We start from the raw sequence: 21,153 nt of genomic DNA, 5'->3' as shown, positions 1-21,153 counted from the left end.
GAAGGCGTGGCGGTGGGATGGGTTCCTCAGGAGGTGGAGTCGCCCAGGGCCAGTTGAACGAGTGCGTCGACGTCCATGGCGTCGATCGCGCCGGATGCGGACTCGTCGCCGTCCTGCGACTGCTCGAACGTGCCCGTGAAGCGGGCGGCGCCGTACGCCGTGGGCCCGGACGGCACGGCCTCGGCGGTGGTCCGTCCGATCGGGCCGCTGTCCGCCAGCGACAGCACGGCTGCCAGCAGGCCGCTCTCCTCCCAATGCGAGAAGGGGATCGCGGCAATTGCGTCACGGAATGAAGCCTCGTCACCCGGCCCTGGCCGTAGCGGCGTTCCCGGCACCGTATTCATGCCGTCCGATCGGCCGAACAACTCGTCGTGCAGGTGATCAGCGAGGTGGCGCGGGCTCGGATGGTCGAAGACCAGTGTCGACGGCAGCCGCAGCCCGGTCTCGGTATGGAGCTGATTGCGGAGCTCGACGGCCATGAGGGAGTCGAAACCCACGTCCTTGAAGGGCCGGTCGAGGTCCGAGGGCGAGCCTTCGGAGCGACCGAGCACCACCCCGGTCCACTTACGGACCAGTTCCCGCAACGCGCGCAGACGTTCCTTCTCAGGTCGGTGTGCCAAGCGGGCGGTCAGCACGGCTCGAGCGTCTTCGGTCGCGTGCTCTTCGACGACGTCAGAGCCGGTCAGGCGCGGGAGGGTGGTGAGCAGGGGGCTGGGACGGCGGCTGGTGAACGCCGGAACGAAACGGTCCCACTCCACATCAGCCACCACCACCGAACCCCCACCGCCCTCCAACACCGACTCCAACCCCACCAGAGCACGCCCCGGATCCATCACCCGCAACCCACGACGACCCAACTCCACCGCACCCTCACCCGACACCATCCCCCCACCCGCCCACGGACCCCACCCCACCGACACACCCACCAGACCACGACCACGACGCGACTCCACCACCGCATCAGCCCACGCGTTCGCCGCCGCATACGCCCCCTGCCCCCCACTCCCCCACACACCCGCAATCGAGGAGAACACCACGAACGCAGACAGATCCCAACCACGCGTCAACTCATCCAAATACACCGCACCCCACGCCTTCGCCCCCATCACCCGCCGAACACGAGCGGCATCGATGTCGTCGAAGGGCATGTGGTCCGGGACGCCGGCGGCATGGAAGACGGCGCTGACGCGATGCCGGGAGAGCAGGTCGGCGACGGCTGCCCGGTCGGACACGTCGCATGCTTCGACGCTCACCCGTTGCGCGCCCGAGTCGCGTAGCTCGGCGACGAGTTCGTCAGCTCCGTCGGCGTCGGGGCCCTGACGACCGGTGAGAACCAGGTCGGTGGCTCCACGCCGGACGAGCCAGCGTGCGACGTGCGCGCCGAGAGCACCGGTGCCGCCGGTGAGCAGGATCTTCCCTTCCGGTTTCCAGCCCGGTCCGGCGGGCCGCCGTTGAGCTGGGCTCTGCCGAAGCCTGCGGGCATGGATCCGGCCGTCGCGGAGAGCGAGTTGATCCTCCGACGAGGATGAGAAGACCGACGCGAGGAGCGCGGCGGTGTTCACATCCGCCACCTCCGGCAGATCGACGAGGCCGCCCCAGCGATCGGGGTGCTCCAGTGCGGCGACACGACCCAGTCCCCACACGGCGGCCTGCTCGGCCTGCAGTGGACCGTCGTCGAGGTCGCCCACGGAAACCGCTCCCCGGGTCACCAGCCAGGTGGGCCCTGCCACCTTCGCGTCACCCATTGCCTGTGTGGCGATGAGTGCCTGCACCAGCGTGTCGCACAGGATCACGGCTCCGGCGATCCGCCGGCCCGGGAGGGCAGCGACGGCGCGGGCCAGCTCCGCACGGTCGGGATCGTCCGAGAGGGACAGGAGCAGGTGCTCGGGCAGAGCAGCGGTCACCGTGTCCAGGTGATCCGAGCGCCCCGCCGAATGGAGCACCAGCCACCGCCCGAAAGGACCGTCACCGGACGGGAGGGCAGCCTCCTGCCAGTCGACACGGTACTGCCAGCCATCCACCTCGGCTCTGACCGCGCGATCCCGATGCCGGGCCGACAGTCCCGCCAGGACCTCCTGGACGACGTCCTCGCCGATGTTCAACGTGTGCGCCAGCTCGCGCGCTTCCTCCGATTCGGTGGGTTCCCAGAGTTCCGCGTCGCGCACGACTTCACTGCGCTTGGTCTGCGGCCAGAACCGCTCGCGCTGGAAGGCGTACGTCGGCAGGTCGACACCGGCCGTGGAGACCTCACCGATCACGGCGGTCCAGTCGACGAAGAGTCCCGCCGTGTATCCAGCGGCGACGCACGCGACGACGGTATCCACCTCGCTCCGGTCCTTGCGGAGCATCGATGCGAAGAGTGCCTCGCCGGTGTCGTCGGGGAGGCTGTTCTGCGCGAGTGCGGTGAGGGTGCCATCGGGGCCGATCTCCAGGAACCGCGTCACACCCTCGCCGGCCAGCACACCGACCCCGTCGGCGAAACGCACCGCCTCCCGCACATGCCGCACCCAGTACTCCGCCGACGCCAACTCGCCCTCCACCGCGAGCCGCCCCGACACATTCGACACAACCGGAATCGACGCGGAACCGTAGGCGATGCCCTCCGCCACCTCACGGAAAGCCTCCAGCATCGGCTCCATCAACGGCGAATGGAACGCATGCGACACCCGCAGACCAGACGCCCGCCGACCCAACGCCCTGAGCCGACCGGCGATCTCGGCGACCGCCGCCTCGACACCCGCGATCACCACCGCACGCGGACCGTTCACCGCAGCGACCGACACCTCACCCTCACGGCCCTCCAACAGCGCCAACACCTCATCCTCGGCCGCCTCCACCGCCACCATCACCCCACCCGACGGCAACCCCTGCATCAACCGCCCCCGCGCCACCACCAACGCACACGCATCCTCCAGCGAGAACACACCCGCCACATGCGCCGCCGCGATCTCACCGACCGAATGCCCCATCACAAAGTCCGGACGCACCCCGAACGACTCCACCAGACGGAAAAGAGCCACCTCGACCGCGAACAACGCAGGCTGCGCCCACTCCGTACGCCCCAGCAACTCCACATCCTCGCCGAACACCACCTCCCGCAACCCACCCCCCACCCGGGCACACACCGCGTCGAACGCCTCCGCGAACACCGGAAACGCCCCATACAACCCACGCCCCATCCCCACCCGCTGCGCACCCTGACCAGCGAACAAGAACGCCGTCCGGCCGGGACCCGCCGCTGTGCCCTGAATCAGGTTGGCGGCGGGATCCCCGACGGCAAGGCAGTGGAGGCCGGCCAGCAGTTCCGCGTGATCGCGGCCGTAGATGACGGCGCGGTTCTCGAAAGGAGTGCGGGTGGTCAGAGCACTCGCCACAGCAACGGTGCTGAGATCCGCACTCGTCTGCGCGTAGGCACGCAGTCGGGTGGCCTGTGAGCGCAGGGCGTCGGAGCTGCGTCCGGACAACACCCACGGCACCACCGGCAGACCCGCACCCCCACTCTCTACCTCGTCCGCCGGTTCGGCCGGGGCCTGCTCCAGGATGACGTGCGCGTTGGTCCCCGACAGACCGAACGACGACACTCCCGCACGTCGTACCCGCCCATCGGCCTCGGGCCACGGCTGCGCCTCCGTCAGCAGCCGCACCTCCCCCGCCGACCAGTCCACATGCGACGACGGCTCCCCCACATGCAACGTCGCCGGCAACACCCCACGACGCAACGCCAGCACCATCTTGATCACACCGGCCACACCCGCAGCCGCCTGCGTATGACCCACATTCGACTTCACCGACCCCAACCACAACGGCCGCCCCTCGACACGGCCCTGGCCATACGTCGCCAGCAACGCCTGCGCCTCGATCGGATCACCCAACCGCGTCCCCGTCCCATGCGCCTCCACCACATCCACATCCACCGCCGACAGCCCCGCCGACCCCAACGCCGCCCGAATCACCCGCTGCTGCGACGGACCGTTCGGAGCCGTCAACCCGTTCGACGCACCATCCTGATTCACCGCCGAACCCCGCACCACCGCCAACACCCGATGCCCCAACCGACGCGCATCCGACAACCGCTCCACCAACAGGACACCCACCCCCTCACCCCACCCCGTACCATCCGCACCCTCACCGAACGCCCTGCACCGACCATCCACCGCCAACCCACCCTGACGACCGAACTCCACGAAAGCAGCGGGGGTGGACATCACGGTGACGCCTGCCACGAGGGCCTTCGAGCACTCGTCTGAGCGGAGCGACTGCGCGGCAAGGTGCAGGGCGACCAGCGACGACGAGCACGCCGTGTCGATCGTGACCGCCGGACCTTCAAGACCCAGGGCGTACGACACCCGGCCCGACGCCACGCTCGCGGCGTTGCCCGTGCCGACATAGCCGCCGAAGTCACCCTCCGACAGACTCAACAACGCCGGATAGTCCTGACCGTTCGTCCCCACGAACACACCCGTACGACTCCCCCGCAACGACCGGGGATCCAACCCCGCCCGCTCCACCGCCTCCCACGAAACCTCCAGCAACAACCGCTGCTGCGGATCCATCGCCAACGCCTCACGCGGCGACACCCCGAAGAACTCCGCGTCGAACCGACCGACATCGGACAGGAACCCACCGTGACGGGGGTACGCCGACGTGTCGCGTCCGGCGCCGTCCAGTCCGTCGAATGCGGTGAGGTTGTCCCAGCCACGGTCCGTGGGGAAGCCGCCGATGGAGTCCTCCCCTTGCCGGAGCAGATCCCAGAACTGTTCGGGTGTCTCGACACCCCCCGGGAATCGACAGCCCATGCCGATGATCGCGATGGGATCGTCGGCGAGCGCGGCGGGCTCGGAGAGGCGGACCGCGGAGGCGTTCGTGTGTAAGGACGGCGCCAGTGCGGCCTGGAGGAGTTCGGTGACCGCTTCGGGCGTGGGGTGGTCGAAGACGAGGGTCGCCGGCAGCCGTATTCCGGTCGCTGCGCTGAGGGAGTTCCGCAGCTCCAGTGCGGTCAGGGAATCGAGGCCCAGCTGCGTGAACGGCGTGTCCGGGCGGATGTGCGCTTCGGGGGCGTGCCCGAGCACGTCGGCCAGCGTGCGCCGCACGAGTCCAGCCACCGCCTCGCCGCGGCGGGACTCGGGCAGGTCGAGCAGGTCGAGCTGCGGGGCGGCGGATCGCGCGGCTGACGCCGCCTCACGCAGAGTGGGGCGGCCCGCCAGGGCACGCAGCAACGGGGGCAGCCTGTCGGCGGTCCGGCGCAGTGCGGCGCGGTCCAGACGGAGTGGGATCGGGGTGACGTCGGTGTGGGTCAGAGCACGGTCGAAGAGGGCGAGGGCGTCGCCGGTGGCCAGCGCGCCGATGCCGTTGCGGGCGGCGCGGTTCTGCGCGGCATCGGTGAGACCGCTGGTCATGGCGCTGTCGGCGTCCCACAGACCCCAGGCGACGGACACCGCGGGCCGTCCGTCGCCACGCAGACTCACGGCGAAGGCGTCGAGGAAGGAGTTCGCGGCGACGTAGTTGCCCTGGCCAGGACCGGCGAACGTGGCGGCGGCCGAGGAGAACAGTACGAACGCCGACAGGTCGAGGTGTCGTGTCAGCTCGTGGAGATGGACCGCCGCGTCGACCTTGGGCCGCAGCACCGAGGTGAGTCGCTCCGGGGTGAGGGAGGTGACCACGCGGTCGTCGAGCGTTCCGGCGATGTGCACCACGGCGCCGAGCGGGTGTTCGGGCGAGATGTCGCGGATGACGTCGGCGAGGGCGTCGCGGTCGGCCGCGTCGCAGCTCACGACGGTGACTCGGGCATCGACGGCGGCGAGTTCGGCGATCAGTTCGGCAGCGCCAGGGGCCTGCGGGCCCCGCCGGGTGACGAGGAGCAGGTGACGCACACCGTGACGGTGCACGAGATGGCGGACGGTGGCGGAGCCCACCGTGCCGGTGCCACCGGTGACGAGCACCGTCCGGTCCGCGGGAAAGGCCGCTGCGGCCGGTCGCTGCGCCGGGGCCGTGACCCGTGTGAGCATCGGAGCGAACAATTGCGCGTTACGCAGTACGAGTTCGTCCCTTCCTCGCCTGGCCGCGTCCTTGAGCTGGTCGTCGGTGGGAGTGGTGTCCGTGTCGGTGTCGGTGTCGGTGTCGAGGAGCAGGATCCGTCCGGGGTTCTCCGACGCGGCCGACTTGAACAGCCCTCGCACCGCAGCTGCGGGCAGGTCGACCACAGTCTCGCCGGGGCGCGCGGCGACCGCACCGCGAGTGAGCAGCAGCAGACGTGAGTGGTCGGCACGCGTTTCGGTGAGCCAGCGCTGGAGCAGACGGAGCGCTTGCTCGGCGGCAGTGTGCACGTCGGGCACGAGCCCGGCGTCGCTGTAGGCGTCCGCGGTGTGCCACCGGAGGGCGACGAGGTCGGCGAAGGGGGCGTCGTCCGAGGCGGCCGACAGTGCGGTCAGGAGCTCTTCCGGGCTCTTGTGGGCCACGGCCCCGACGTTGTCCCGCTCCGTGGCGGCCTCGGCCGCCACCCATGTGACGCTGTAGAGGTCACTGCCGAGGTGCCCGACGGCGTCGGGACGTTCGTCGGCGTCGAAGGGCAGTACGGTTACAGCCGAGGCGGTCAGGACGGGGGCCCCCGTGACGTCCAGCAGCCGGAGCTCGCTTTCCGTCGTCGAGCGCGGAACGACGTGCAGCCGTATGCTCGCCGCCGCACGCGCGTGGAGGGTGACTCCGGACCAGGCCACGAGGTGTGGCACCGGCTGCCCGGCTGCCGTCAGGACGAGCAGGGCGGAGTCCAGGAGGGCGGGGTGAACGGCGAACCTGGCCGCCTCGGCTTCCGCCGCCTCCGGCAGGGCGGCCTCCGCGAAGACCTCGTTCCCCAGACGCCAGACTGCTGTCAGCACCGGCGAGCGAGGCAGGTCGAGGTCGGTGTACACCTCGTCCAGGTGGACGGGCACCGCGCCCGGCGGGGGCCAGGCTGCGGCGGGTTCGGAGGCGTCGGGGCTCGGGCCGGTCGGATCATCGGGGCCACCGAGCAGGATTCCGCGGGCGTGGCGGGTCCAGGGCCGGTCCTCGTCCGACGGGCCGGCGTCGGGGTCGTACGGTCGTCCGTGCAGTGCGAAGGTCCAACGCCGCTCGCCCTGGACTGCCTCCGTGACCGTCTGCACCTCTATCTCCCCGGTCGTGGAGAGCGGCAGGGGGGTGTCGACGCGCAGTTCGGCAAGGTGATGGGCGCCGACGCCGCGTCCCGCGTGAAGAGCCAGGTCGGTCAGGACGGAGGCGGCCACGAGCGAGCCGCCCCCGGTGGCGAGTTCGCCGAGCCAGGGCTGCGTGCGCGGGGAGAGACGTCCCGTGGCCACCACGGTGGTGGAGTCGGCGAGGCCGATTCCGTCCGAGAGCAGCGGGTGTCCCCCCTGTCGTCCGGCGTGGTTCGCGACAGGATCGAGCCAGTAGCGTGTCCGCTGGAAGGGGTATGTGGGCAACTGGACCGACTCGTCCGTGCCGTTCAGGAGCATCTTCCAGTCCACGGGGCTGCCGGAGACGTGCAGCGCTGCCATCGCCGCCACCGTGGTCCGAGACTCGTCCCGGTCCTTACGGAGTGTTGCGGCGAAAAGGGCTTCACCGCCGCTCTCTTCGACAGCGGTCCGGGCGAGTGCGGTGAGGGTGGCGTCCGGGCCGATCTCCAGGAACCGCGTCACGCCCTCACCGGCCAGCACACCGATCCCGTCGGCGAAACGCACCGCCTCCCGCACATGCCGCACCCAGTACTCCGCCGACGCCAACTCGCCCTCCACCGCGAGCCGCCCCGACACGTTCGACACAACCGGAATCGACGCGGAACCGTAGGCAATGCCCTCCGCCACCTCACGGAAAGCCTCCAGCATCGGCTCCATCAACGGCGAATGGAAAGCATGCGACACCCGCAGACCAGACGCCCGCCGACCTCGCGCCTTCAACACCTCAACGACCCCGGCGACCGCCGCCTCGACACCCGCGATCACCACCGCACGCGGACCGTTCACCGCAGCGACCGACACCTCACCCTCACGGCCCTCCAACAGCGCCAGCACCTCGCCCTCGGCCGCCTCCACCGCCACCATCACCCCACCCGACGGCAACCCCTGCATCAACCGCCCCCGCGCCACCACCAGCGCACACGCATCCTCCAAAGACAGGACACCCGCCACATGCGCCGCCGCGATCTCACCGACCGAATGCCCCATCACAAAGTCCGGACGCACCCCGAACGACTCCACCAGACGGAAAAGAGCCACCTCGACCGCGAACAACGCAGGCTGCGCCCACTCCGTACGCCCCAGCAACTCCACATCCTCGCCGAACACCACCTCCCGCAACCCACCCCCCACTTGTGCGCACACCGCGTCGAACGCATCCGCGAACACCGGGAACGACGCATACAGCTCACGCCCCATCCCCACCCGCTGCGCACCCTGACCAGCGAACAAGAACGCCGTCCGACCACCCCGGCGGGCGGTCGCGGTGATGACGTCGGGTGAGGTGCCGCCGGCGGCGAGGACGTCGAGGCCCGCGGTGAGGGTCTCGCAATCGGTGCCGAGGACGACGGCGCGTTGTTCGAAGAGGGAGCGTCGAAGGGTCAGCGTGCGGGCGACGGCCAGGTCGTCGGTCCCCGGGTGCGCGTCGAGGTGGTCGAGCAGGCCGGTGGCCTGAGCTCTCAGGGCGTCGGCGGTCCGGGCGGAGAGGACCCACGGGACGACCGGCGGCGCCGTGGGTTCGGGTGTCGAGTCGGCGTCTTCCGGTTCCGTGGCCTCGGCCTCGTCCGGCGGGGTCTCCTCCAGGATGACGTGGGCGTTGGTGCCGGAGACCCCGAACGCGGACACCCCGGCGCGCCGCGGCCGGTCACCGGGCGGCCACACGACGGGTTCGGTGAGCAGACGGACGTGGCCCTCGGTCCAGTCGACCTTGGTCGTGGGCGCGTCGACGTGCAGAGTGCGGGGCAGGCGGGCATGGCGCAGCGCCATGACCATCTTGATGACACCGCCGACCCCCGCGGCGGCCTGGGTGTGACCGATGTTGGACTTCAGGGAGCCGAGCCAGAGCGGACGGTCCTCGGCGCGGTCCTGTCCGTAGGCGGCCAGGAGTGCCTGGGCCTCGATGGGGTCGCCGAGGGTGGTGCCGGTGCCGTGCGCCTCGACGGCGTCGACGTCCAGCGGGGAGAGCCCGGCGGAGGTCAACGCCTGGCGGATGACGCGCTGTTGGGACGGACCGTTGGGAGCGGTGAGTCCGCTGCTCGCGCCGTCCTGGTTGACGGCGGAGCCGCGGACGACGGCGAGCACCTCGTGGCCGTTGCGACGCGCGTCGGAGAGGCGTTCGAGCAGGAGGACGCCGGCACCCTCGCCCCAGCCGGTGCCGTCGGTGGCGTCGGCGAAGGACTTGCAGCGTCCGTCCGGCGCGAGTCCGCGCTGTCGGCTGAACTCCAGGAAGGTGACCGGCGTCGACATGAAGGCGACACCGCCCGCGAGAGCGAGGTCGCACTCGCCCTGCCGCAGTGACTGCACCGCGAGGTGGAGGGCGACGAGGGAGGAGGAGCACGCGGTGTCCACCGTGACGGCGGGCCCCTCGAAGCCGAAGGTGTAGGAGACGCGCCCCGAGGCGATGCTCGCGGCGCTGCCGTTGCCGAGATGGCCCTCGACGCCGGGGGGCGGCTCGGGGAACCGGGTGGCGTAGTCGTTGTACATGACTCCGGCGAACACTCCGGTGGCGCTTCCGCGCAGGTCGGCCGGACGCAGGCCGGCCCGTTCGAGGGATTCCCAGACGATCTCGAGCAGGACGCGCTGCTGCGGGTCGGTGGCGAGGGCCTCACGCGGGGACATGCCGAAGAAGGCGGGGTCGAAGTCGGCTGCGTCATGGAGGAAGCCGCCTTCCCGGGTGTAGCAGGTGCCGGGGTTGGCGGGATCGGGATTGTAGAGGGCGTCGAGGTCCCAGCCGCGGTTGTCCGGGAAGGCGGAGACGCCGTCGGTGCCCGTGTCGACGAGGTGCCAGAGATCCTCCGGTGTGCGCACCCCTCCGGGGTAGCGGCAGCTCATGGAGACGACGGCGATCGGTTCCGTTGCCCTGCCCTCGACCTGGCGCAGCCGGGCGCGGGTGCGCTGGAGGTCGCTGGAGACTCGGGTCAGGAACTCTCGCAGCCTGTCCTCGCTCACGGATCGGTCTCCCTTCGGCGGCGGGCGCGCTGGCTCGCCGTGGCGCACGAGGCATCGGTTCGGCCCCGGCACCTCATGGGCGCCGGGGCCTGGTGAGGGTCGGCGTGCCGTCCGATGCCCTCACGGGACGGGTCGCGGCGCTCCCGGCGCCGGGCCTGTCTCTCGGGCCGATTATGGGAAGGGTTGCTCCCGTTTCGGGCTGTGGTCCGGGCGGCTCTAAGAGAACTTCTAGCGTTGCCGGCCGAGCTGGGTGCCGCCCGGTCGTCGGGAGCCCCTCCGCTCACAGGCGGATGGTCATGTCCAGTGCGCTCGCTGCGACGCCCGGCAGGAGGCCGAGCTCGGCCGAGCCGTCCAGGAGGGTGCGCACGGCGTGCAGGCCGTCCTCACCGAGTGCGGCGGTGAACTCGTTGACGTACAGGCCGATGTGCTGATCGACGATGTCCGGGTCCATCTCCTGGGCGTGCCGTAGGACATGGGCGCGGGATGCGTGCGGGTTGTCCCAGGCCGCGCGGAGGGAGGCACGGACCGTGTCGGTGAGCCTGCGCAGCATGGGCTCCCCCAGGGAGCGGCGGGCGACGATCGCGCCCAGCGGGATGGGCAGTCCGGTGCGCTTCTCCCACTCCTCGCCCATGTCGGCCGTGCAGTGCAGACCGTAGCGCCCGTAGGTGAAACGAGCTTCGTGGATGACGAGTCCGGCGTCGACGGCGCCGTCCCGGACGGCGGGCATGATCTCGTGGAACGGCAGGACGACGACCTCGCCGACGCCTTCCGGGATCGCGTCGGCTGCCCACAGCCGGAACAGCAGGTAGGCCGTGGACGTCGTGCTGGGCACCGCGACGCGGGCGCCGACCAGGGCGGCCGGGTCGCCGGGCTCTGCCACCAGGACGAGGGGGCCGCAGCCGTGCCCCAGGGCGCCGCCGCAGGGCAGCAGCGCGTAGTCGTCGAGGATGTGCGGCAGCACGCCGTAGGAGACCTTCAGGACGTCCAGTTCACCGCGTCCGGCGAGGCCGTTGGTGATGTCGATGTCGGCGAGGGTGAGCTGTGTTTCGGGCGCGTCGGGAAGCAGCCCCTCGGTCCAGGCGTGGAAGACGAACGTGTCGTTGGGGCAGGGCGAGTGCGCGAGGGTCAGGGACGCCGTCATGGCCGGTCCTTCCTTCTTGTCCGTGGTGCGGCAGAGATGCCCTCAGCAAAGCCGTTGCAGATGTGGGGTTTTCCCCAGACTGCCCTCCGCGAGGATGAGGGGGCCCACCCGACACGGCGTCGATGCCCGCCCGTCCGGCCGGGGGCCCGCGGGTCGCCGGATCGTCGGCGGGTTGCGCGGGCCGTCGAGGCCGGTCGGATCGACGGGACGCCAGGTGGTGCGGATCCGTACAGTGCCGTCCGACCGCCTCCGGGCGGAACGACCGGTTCCCAGGAACGTCGCGGTCGCGCCCTGGGGACCGTCGACGCGGCAGACCACGCCCATGCCACGTGCGCACCGTCACCGCGGGTGCCGCCTGGCACTGAACGAGGAGGTTCCCGGCCATGGACGCTGGGCTCAAGCGCGAGCTGGAGGAGAAGGTCTTCTCCGGTGAGCGGCTGTCCCGCGAGGACGGCATCGCCCTGTACGAGTCGGACGACCTGGCGTGGCTGGGCGGACTCGCGCACGAGGTGCGTACGCGCAAGAACGGTGACGTGGTCCACTTCAACGTCAATCGCCACCTCAACATGACCAACGTGTGCACGGCCTCCTGCGCCTACTGTTCCTTCCAGCGCAAGCCGGGCGAGCAGGACGCGTACACGATGCGCATCGAGGAGGCCGTGCGTCTGGCCAAGGCGATGGAGAACGAGCACCTGTCGGAACTGCACATCGTCAACGGCCTGCACCCGAACCTGCCGTGGCGCTACTATCCGCGCTCGCTGCGCGAGTTGAAGGCCGCCCTGCCGAACGTCTCGCTGAAGGCGTTCACGGCGACGGAGATCCACCACTTCGAGACGATCAGCGGGCTCACCGCCTCGGAGATCCTCGACGAGCTGATCGACGCCGGCCTGGAGTCGCTGACCGGCGGCGGCGCGGAGATCTTCGACTGGGAGGTCCGTCAGCACATCGTCGACCACCGCACCCACTGGGAGGACTGGTCGCGCATCCACCGCCTCGCGCACGAGAAGGGGCTCAAGACGCCGGCCACCATGCTGTACGGCCACATCGAGGAGCCCCGCCACCGCGTCGACCACGTCCTGCGGCTGCGCGAGCTGCAGGACGAGACGAACGGCTTCCAGGTCTTCATCCCGCTGCGCTACCAGCACGACTTCGTCGACATGAAGGACGGCAAGGTCCGCAACCGGCTCCAGGCCCGCACGACGATGGCCACGGGCGCGGAGGCCCTCAAGACGTTCGCGGTCTCCCGGCTGCTCTTCGACAACGTCCCGCACGTGAAGGTCTTCTGGGTGATGCACGGCGTCCAGACCGCGCAGCTGGCGCTCCAGCACGGCGCGGACGACATGGACGGCTCGGTCGTCGAGTACAAGATCACACACGACGCCGACAACTACGGCACGCCGAACAAGCTGACCCGCGAGGACCTGCTGGACCTCATCCGGGACGCCGGGTTCCGCCCCGTGGAGCGCAACACCCGCTACGAGATCATCCGCGAGTACGACGGCCCCGACCCGGCACTGCGCGAGTCACCGCAGCCGATGCGGGTGTGACCCGCCGGCCCGGCCGCAGCGGCCGGGCCCCTCGTGTACCGCGTGCACGACTCCCCACGTGTGCGGTGCGTACAGCGCTCGGTCTCGAGCAGATGTCCGCGCACCGTGCACACCACGACGACATGGCCAGGCAGGTGTTTATGTCCCCGCGGACGACGAACGACGAGGACCTGGAAGTCTGGATCGACCAGGACCTGTGCACCGGCGACGGGATCTGTGCCCAGTACGTCCCCGAGGTGTTCGAACTGGACATCGACGGGCTCGCCTACGTCAAGAGCGAGCAGGACGAACTGCTCCAGGCTCCGGGAGCGACCACGCGCTTCGCCCTGGATCTGCTCACCGACGTGGTCGACTCGGTCAAGGAGTGCCCCGGCGAATGCATCCACGTGCGCCGTGTCTCCGACGGGGTCGAGGTGTACGGCCCCGAGGCCGCCGACTAGGGCGCGTTCCCGAAGTCCCGTCTGCCCGGCCCCGGAGCGACCCGGCCACCGCCCGGCGGCCGGATTCACCGCCCGGTGGCCGGGTCGCCACACCGCCGGACCGCCCCGGCCACCGTACCGCCGGGCCGTTACACCGACGCACGGGAAGGACACACGTCCGATGAGTTCCACCACCGACAACCTGTGGGTCCGCAGGTTCCGGCCCTCCTCCGAAGCGGCCGAGCGGCTGGTCTGCTTCCCGCACGCGGGCGGTTCGGCAAGCTTCTATCTGCCGGTCGCCGCCGCGCTCAGCCCCGGAGTCGATGTCGCGGCGATCCAGTACCCCGGTCGTCAGGACCGTCGGCATGAACCGGGCCCCACCTCGATCGCCGCTCTCGCCGACGAGGTCTGCGCGGCCCTCGCGGAGTGGGACGACGACCGTCCCATGACCTTCTTCGGTCACAGCATGGGCGCCCTGGTGGCCTTCGAAGTCGCGCGCCGCACGGAGCGCGCCGGAGCGGGCCCCGTCCGGCTGTTCGCCTCCGGGCGCCGCGCCCCTTCACGGGTGCGGGACGAGAGCGTGCACATGCGCGACGACGACGGTGTGATCGCCGAACTGCGCGCCCTGGCCGGCACCGACGCCCAGGTCCTCCAGGACGAGGAGTTGCTGCGCATGGTGCTGCCCGCGATCCGCAGCGACTACCGGGCCGTCGAGACGTACCGCTGTGAGCCGGGGGCCGCCGTGCTCTGCCCCGTGTCCGTCCTCACCGGCGACGCGGACCCGCGTACGTCGTTGGAGGAAGCCCGCGCGTGGGGTGAGCACACCGGTGCCGGGTCGGATCTTCGGGTCTTCTCCGGCGGACACTTCTTCCTCTCGGAACGGCCGGCCGAGGTGCTGGCCGTGCTGACCGAGCACTTCACCGCCGCGGTTCCCCGAGCCTGACGGCGCTCCTCCTTCCTCCCCCTCGACCCGTTCCGGGAGTTGTGCACCATGACCCAGCAACTCGCGCCCGACACAGTGCGGTCGACGCCTGTGCGCCGGCGCCGGCCCCGTGTGGGCCACATACAGTTCCTCAACTGCCTGCCGCTGTTCTGGGGACTCGCCCGCACCGGGTCCCTCCTCGACATGGATCTGCACACCGACACGCCGGACGGCCTCAACGACGCGCTCGCCGCGGGCGATCTGGACATGGGACCGATCAGCCTGCTGGAGTTCCTGCGGCATGCGGACGACCTGGTCGCCCTGCCGGACATCGCGGTCGGCAGCGACGGGGACGTCATGTCCTGTCTGATCATCAGCCAGGTACCGCTCGAGGAACTGGACGAGCAGCCGGTGGCACTGGGTTCGACGAGCCGCACGTCGGTCCGTCTGGCGCAACTGCTGCTGGCGGAGCGCGTCGGGGTGAACCCCGACTACTTCGTGTGCCCGCCGGACCTGCGCACCATGATGTCCGAGGCGAAGGCCGCGGTGGTCATCGGCGACGCCGCTCTGCGTGCGGCCCTGCACGAGGCGCCCCGGATGGGTCTGGAGGTGCACGACCTGGGCCGGATGTGGAAGGACTGGACGGGGCTGCCCTTCGTGTTCGCCGTGTTCGCCGCGCGCCGCGACTTCCTGACCCGGGAACCCGAGCTCGTTCGCCAGGTCCACGCCGATCTGCTGGCCTCACGGGACCTGTCCCTGGCGGAGGTGGCGAAGGTCTGCGAACAGGCCGCGCAGTGGGAGGAGTTCGACGCCGCGACGCTCGAGCGCTACTACACCACGGCCCTCGACTTCAGTCTCGGCGAGGAACAGCTCGCCGGCATCGCCGAATTCGCGCGCCGGGTCGGCGGCGGCGACGAGGGCTTCCCGCCCGACGTCGCCGTCCGGCTGCTCGGTCCCCTCGCCCCCTGAACGACACACGCCACCGGAAAGGCCCGGCCACCACCATGCCCCGAGCTCCGCAACACCGCCTCCAGTCCGTTCTCGACCGTGCCGCCGCCGGTGGGCGGATCACCCCCGAAGAGGCTCTCGACCTCTACCGCGACGCCCCGCTGCACGCGCTGGGCGCCGCCGCCGACGCCGTACGCCGTCGTCTGTACGCGGGAACCGAGCACATCGCGACGTACATCATCGAGCGGAACATCAACTACACCAACGTGTGCGTCACGGCGTGCAGGTTCTGCGCCTTCTACGCGGCACCCACGGACACGGCCAAGGGCTGGACCCGCGACCTCGACGACATCCTGCGCCGCTGCGCGGAGACCGTCGAGCTCGGCGGCACCCAGATCATGTTCCAGGGCGGCCACCACCCGGACTACGGCGTCGAGTACTACGAGCGGCACTTCTCCGCCATCAAGCAGGCGTTCCCGCAGCTGGTGATCCACTCGCTGGGCGCGTCCGAGGTCGAGCACATGGCGCGGATCTCGAAGGTGGGCGTGGAGGAGGCCATCACCCGGATCCACGCGGCCGGCCTCGACTCCTTCGCGGGCGCCGGCGCCGAGCTGCTGCCCGCCCGGCCGCGCAAGGCGATCGCCCCGCTCAAGGAGTCCGGCGAGCGCTGGCTGGAGATCATGGAGACCGCGCACAAACTGGGCGTCGAGTCGACGTCCACCATGCTGATGGGCACCGGCGAGACCAACGCCGAACGCATCGAGCACCTGCGGATGATCCGTGACGTGCAGGACCGCACGGGCGGCTTCCGCGCCTTCATCCCGTACACGTACCAGCCCGAGAACAACCACCTCAAGGGCCAGACGCAGGCCACACAGTTCGAGTACCTGCGGATCATCGCGGTCGCCCGCCTGTTCCTCGACAACGTGAGGCACATCCAGGGCTCCTGGCTGACGACGGGCAAGGAGGTCGGCCAGCTCTCCCTTCACTACGGCGCCGACGACCTCGGCTCGATCATGCTGGAGGAGAACGTCGTCTCCTCGGCCGGCGCCAAGCACCGCTCCAACCTGCTCGAACTGATCCATCTCATGCGGGCGGCGGACCGGGTACCGGCCCAGCGCGCCACGACGTACGAGCACCTCGTCGTGCACGACGACCCGGCGAACGACCCGGTCGACGAGCGGGTCGTCTCCCACGTGTCGTCCACGGCGATCGCCGGCGGCACGGCCCACCCCGAGCTGAAGCTCATCGCAGCCACCTGAACCGCCGGGCAGGGTGTCCGGGGCGCGGGCATCGGGCCCCGGACACCCTGCCTCGCTCCCGCCCATCCCTGTATACGAGGACGGAGTACCCCATGGCAGGTGCCATTCACGCCACGGGTCTGGTGAAGGCCTTCGGCGAGACCCGTGCCGTGGACGGAGTGGACCTGGACGTGCCGGAAGGCAGCGTACTGGGATTGCTCGGCCCCAACGGGGCGGGCAAGACCACGACGGTGCGTCTGCTCGCCACCCTGCTGCGGCCCGACGCGGGCACCGCCGACGTGGCGGGCCACGACGTGGTCCGCCACCCGGACCGGGTCCGGCTCTCCATCGGCCTCTCGGGCCAGTTCGCCGGCGTCGACGACCGACTCACGGGCCGGGAGAACCTACGGATGATCGGTGAGCTGTACGGGCTCCGCTCCCGGGCCGCCCGCCGCCGCGCGGACGAGTTGCTGGACCAGTTCGACCTGACCGGGGCCGCCGACCGGATGTCCAGCACCTACTCGGGCGGCATGCAGCGGCGTCTGGACCTGGCCTGCGCGCTCGTCGTGCGCCCTTCGGTGATGTTCCTCGACGAGCCGTCGACCGGCCTCGATCCGACCAGTCGGCTGATGCTGTGGGACGCCATCGAGGACCTCGTGTCCCAGGGCACCACACTTCTGCTCACCACCCAGTATCTCGAGGAGGCCGACCGCCTGGCGCGGGACATCGCGGTCGTCGACCACGGACGGATCATCGCCCGTGGCACACCGCGTGAACTGAAGGCGCAGGCGGGCGGCCAGCGCGTCGAGGCGGTCGTCGCGCGGGCCGCGCAACTCGACTCCGCGGCCGCCCTGCTGGCCCGGTACGGCACACGCGCACCGGACGTCGACGGTCCCCGCGGCATGATCTCGGTTCCCGTCGACGGCGGGGTGCGGCTGGTGACCCGGGTGATCGCCGCACTGGACGACGCGGGCATCGAGGTCACCGACATCGGACTGCGCCGCCCGACGCTCGACGAGGTCTTCCTGGCCCTCACCGAGACCACCTCACGGGAGACATCGCGCACGGCGGTCGGCGCCGGCGCGGCGAACGAGAAGGAGTGATGAACGTGTCGGCCACGGCTTCGTCCGTACCCGAGCTGCGGCCCGGGACGGCCGCAAAGTCGCTGCGCGACGTCCTGGTCGTGACGCGACGCAACGTGATCCGGACGATCCGTATCCCGGAGGTGGTCATTCTCAGTCTGGTGCAGCCGATCGTCTTCGTGCTGCTCTTCGCCTACATCTTCGCCGGGTCGTTCAGCCTGCCCGGCGCCGCGAATCCCGCCGCCTACCGCGAGTACATGATGCCCGGGTTCTTCGCGCAGACCATCGCCTTCGCCACCGCCGGCAACAGCAGCGTCAGCATGGCCAACGACATGCAGAGCGGCATGGTCGACCGGTTCCGCTCGTTGCCGATGGCGCGAGGAGCACTGCTCACCGGCCGCACCGTCGCGGATCTCGTACAGAACGTCATGGTGATGACGGTGATGGTGCTCTGCGCGTTGCTGGTCGGCTGGCGCATCCATCACGGGGCGCTGCGGGCCGCCGCCGCCTTCGCGTTGCTGCTGCTCATGGGTTACGCGCTGTCGTGGGTGGGGGTCGTCATCGGTCTGTCGGTGCGCGCCCCGGAGGCCGCCGCCACCAGCAACTTCCTGTGGCTGTTCCCGCTGACGTTCCTCTCCAACGCGTTCGTGGCGCCCTCCACGCTCCCGACGGTGTTGCGCTGGGCCGCCGAGTGGAACCCGCTGAGCGCGACGGTGCAGGCGACACGGCAACTGTTCGGCAACCCGGGGCTCGCGGCCACGGGCGCATGGCCCGCTCAGCATCCCGTGCTCGTGTCGGTGTCCTGGTCGGTGCTGATCGCGGTGGTGGGCCGGACGCTGGCGGTGCGCCGCTACCGTTCGGCCGGTTCATGAGGAGGAAGCCGTGACCGCGGACGCCACGTTCCGGGCGGACCTCGTCCGCCCGGTGCACCAACTGCTGGCCGGGCACGCGGCGCGGCAGCCCGACCGGATCGCGTTCAAGGACGCCGGTCTTGCGGTGACCTGGGCCGAACTCGACCGGCGTACCGCCCGGGTGGCCGGTCATCTGGTGGGGCTGGGCCTGACCCGAGGCGCGTCAGCAGTGATCTACCTGCCCAACCGGGTGGAGGCGGTGGAGAGTTACCTCGCCATCGCCCGGGCGAGCGCCGTCGGGGTTCCGCTCGACCCGACGTCGACCGACCCGGAACTGGCGTATCTGCTGGACGACTGCGCGGCGCGGCTGGTCATCACCGGCGCGGCGCAGCTGCCCCAGTTGCGCAGGGTGTTGGCGGACCGGCCGGACATCGTCGTGGTCCTCGTGGGGCGGGACTCCGAACCGGACTTCACGGAGGCGGCCGACCACGAACTGCCGCGCTGGGAGGAACTGGCGTCGACGTGGTCGTTGCGTGATCCGCCCCGTGACGACCTGGGCCTGGACGAGCCGGCCTGGATCCTGTACACGTCCGGGGCGAGCGGCCGGCCCGTCGGGGTCGTGTCCACCCAGCGGGCGTCCCTGTGGACGACGGCCGCCTGCAGCGCACCGCTGTTCGGGCTGTCCCCCGAGGACCGGATCGTGTGGCCGTTGTCGCTCTTCCACGCGGCGGCGCACCGCGTGTGCGTGCTCGGTGTCGTGGCGGTCGGCGCCACCGTCCGTATCACCGACGGTCCGGCCGCCGACGACGTGCTGCGCCGGGCAGCCGAGGAGGAAGCCACCTTCCTGGTGGGTGGGCCGGCGATGTACCACGGGATGGTGGAGCTCGTACGGTCCGGCGCGGGCCAGGTGCCGCGGCTGAGGGTGTGCATGGTGGCCGGCTCGCCGTGTCCGCAGTCCCTGCACACGGCGTTCCGCTCCGCGTTCGGCATCGCGCTGCTCGACGGTTACGGCTCGACGGAGACGGGCGGCGCGATCACCACGAACCTGCCGCGGGGTCCGTACGTGTCCGGTTCGTGCGGGGTGCCGATTCCCGGGCTGACGCTGCGGCTCACGGAGCCGCGCACCGGCGACGAGGTGGAGCGGGGCGCCGAAGGTGAGGTGTGGGTGTCCGGTCCGGCACTGATGCTGGGCTATCACGGACGGCCGGAGGAAACCGCGAGGGTGCTGTCCGAGGGCTGGTACCGCACCGGTGACCTGGGCCGCCGGGACACGGACGGGCATCTGACGATCACCGGCCGACTGGAGGAACTGATCGTCCGGGGCGGGGAGAGCATCCACCCGCGCGAGGTGGAACAGGCCCTCACGCAGGTGCCCGGGATCGCGGACGCGGCGGTCGCGGGCGTCAGCCACGGGACGCTGGGCGAGGTGCCGGTCGCCTACGTGGTACCGACGGGCGAAGGGCTCGACGTCCAGGCGGTACTGTCCGCCTGCAGGCAGAGGCTGCCCGCGTCCAGGCTTCCGGAGGCGATCCACGAGGTCACCGACGTTCCCCGTGACCCGGCGGGGAAGATCGTCCGCACACTGCTGGCGGGGCTGCCGACGCGACCGCTGTGGCGACGGTCCGGGGAGTGGCCGCGGGCCTCGCTCTGCTCCTTCGGCGCCGTCGACCTGGGGCTGGACGGCGCGGACCATCCACTGCTCCCGGCAGTGGTCGAACTGCCCGGGCACGACGAACTGGTGTGCACGGGCCGGATCACCTCGACCGGCGGCGACCCCACGCTGACGCAACGCGTGGACGGCATGGCGGTGTTCGCGGGAGCGGCCCTGATGGACCTGGTGCTGCACGCGGCGGGCCGGGTCGGCTGCGGCCGGGCACTGGATCTCGCGGCGGACGAGCCGCTGGTGCTGCCGCACGACGGTGGCGTGCAACTTCGGGTGACGGTCGGCGCGCCGCAGGCCGACGGGATCCGGCGGGTGACGGTGCACGGGCGGCGGGAACCGCTGGGTGCGTCACGACTGCCGTGGACCCGGTACGCGACGGCGACGGTGGCGCCCGCCGCCCCCGGGAGATCCGGTGTGAGCCTGTCCGTGTGGCCTCCGCCGGGCGCGCACCGGATCGCCGAGGACCGCCGCGCCGGCCGGCCGGACGTCGCGCGGACGCCCCGCGCCGTGTGGCGGCGCGGCGACGAGGTCTTCGTCGAGGTGGCGCTGCCCGACTGGGTGACGGGCCAGGACCGTCACGCGCTCCATCCGGTGCTGCCTGACGCGGCGCTGGCCGGGGCGATCCGCCTCGCCCGAAAGACCGCGCGGAACGGCGCCGAGCCGGCCGTGGCGGTGCGCTGGCGAGACGTGTCCCTGTACTCCACCGGCGCGTCCTCGCTGCGTGTGCGGCTGCGGCAGACGGCGGACGGCTCCTGGGCCCTGGAGGCGGCCGACGGCGCCGGCGACCCGGTACTGACCGCGCGCTCGGTGACCTGCGCGCCGCTGCGGGGCGACGCGGTACGAGCCGCGTCGGCGGCCCAACAGGACGCCCTGTTCGAGCACTGCTGGGTCCCGTGCGAACTGTCGCGGTCGGCGGCGCGCCCGGCGGCGGTGGGCGGTGCGGGCCCTGATGTGCCGCAGGTCCGGGCACCCTGACGTCCCGTGGGCCGGCACAGCCTCCTCACGGGACGTCAGGCCCTGTTCGCGGGCGTCGAGACGGAGGGGGCGAGAGCGAGGTCGTACGCCGAACGGCACGCGACACAGCCGCCGCCCCCCGAAAGGACTGCGCCACCGGCCGGCGTGCTGACCACGGCCGAGCGGGAGGAGACCCTGCTCCGCCCGGTCACGGACCGCTGCCACCGGGCCGCC

Annotated in this window: 10 protein-coding genes; 8 read left to right on the top strand and 2 right to left on the bottom strand. The window is 71.0% G+C overall.

The window, feature by feature from the left end; all coding sequences use genetic code 11:
- Window positions 1–26: 26 nt before the first annotated feature.
- Together C6376_RS24340 and C6376_RS24335 are read right to left on the bottom strand one after the other, a co-directional pair.
- A complete protein-coding gene (locus C6376_RS24340; protein ID WP_107445383.1) occupies window positions 27–10,151 on the bottom strand; it encodes a type I polyketide synthase in 10,125 nt (3,374 codons plus the stop codon).
- A 280-nt stretch (window positions 10,152–10,431) separates the two neighbouring features.
- Entirely contained in the window at window positions 10,432–11,292 is an 861-nt protein-coding gene (locus C6376_RS24335) for a 1,4-dihydroxy-6-naphthoate synthase (RefSeq protein ID WP_107445382.1), read from the bottom strand.
- A 383-nt stretch (window positions 11,293–11,675) separates the two neighbouring features.
- Between C6376_RS24335 and mqnE the strand changes: the two genes are divergently transcribed.
- The 8 genes from mqnE (at window position 11,676) to C6376_RS24295 (ending at window position 20,940) form a co-directional block, all read left to right on the top strand.
- Window positions 11,676–12,839, top strand: a complete 1,164-nt coding sequence (gene mqnE, locus C6376_RS24330) for an aminofutalosine synthase MqnE (protein ID WP_107445381.1) — start codon at window positions 11,676–11,678, stop codon at window positions 12,837–12,839.
- A gap of 122 nt (window positions 12,840–12,961) precedes the next feature.
- Window positions 12,962–13,279, top strand: a complete 318-nt coding sequence (locus C6376_RS24325; RefSeq protein ID WP_069773790.1) for a ferredoxin — start codon at window positions 12,962–12,964, stop codon at window positions 13,277–13,279.
- Window positions 13,280–13,439: 160 nt separating this feature from the next.
- Window positions 13,440–14,201: a thioesterase II family protein gene (locus tag C6376_RS24320; protein ID WP_107445379.1), complete on the top strand. Its 762-nt coding sequence runs from the start codon at window positions 13,440–13,442 to the stop codon at window positions 14,199–14,201.
- A gap of 48 nt (window positions 14,202–14,249) precedes the next feature.
- Window positions 14,250–15,149, top strand: coding sequence for a menaquinone biosynthetic enzyme MqnA/MqnD family protein (locus C6376_RS24315; protein WP_107445378.1), 900 nt, complete (start codon window positions 14,250–14,252; stop codon window positions 15,147–15,149).
- A 35-nt stretch (window positions 15,150–15,184) separates the two neighbouring features.
- Window positions 15,185–16,390: a cyclic dehypoxanthinyl futalosine synthase gene (mqnC, locus tag C6376_RS24310; RefSeq protein ID WP_107445377.1), complete on the top strand. Its 1,206-nt coding sequence runs from the start codon at window positions 15,185–15,187 to the stop codon at window positions 16,388–16,390.
- A 92-nt stretch (window positions 16,391–16,482) separates the two neighbouring features.
- Window positions 16,483–17,472: an ATP-binding cassette domain-containing protein gene (locus C6376_RS24305; protein WP_107445376.1), complete on the top strand. Its 990-nt coding sequence runs from the start codon at window positions 16,483–16,485 to the stop codon at window positions 17,470–17,472.
- Window positions 17,472–18,323, top strand: coding sequence for an ABC transporter permease (locus C6376_RS24300; protein ID WP_107445375.1), 852 nt, complete (start codon window positions 17,472–17,474; stop codon window positions 18,321–18,323). Before C6376_RS24305 ends, C6376_RS24300 begins: the two co-directional genes overlap by 1 nt.
- 10 nt (window positions 18,324–18,333) lie before the next feature.
- On the top strand, window positions 18,334–20,940 hold the full coding sequence (locus C6376_RS24295; protein WP_107445374.1) for an AMP-binding protein: 2,607 nt from the start codon (window positions 18,334–18,336) through the stop codon (window positions 20,938–20,940).
- Window positions 20,941–21,153: the final 213 nt, after the last annotated feature.

Origin of the sequence: Streptomyces sp. P3 (assembly GCF_003032475.1) — a bacterium.
Taxonomy (GTDB): Bacteria; Actinomycetota; Actinomycetes; order Streptomycetales; family Streptomycetaceae; genus Streptomyces.
The sequence above is the reverse complement of the archived record's forward strand: the minus strand, read 5'-3'. Positions and strand labels throughout refer to the sequence as shown.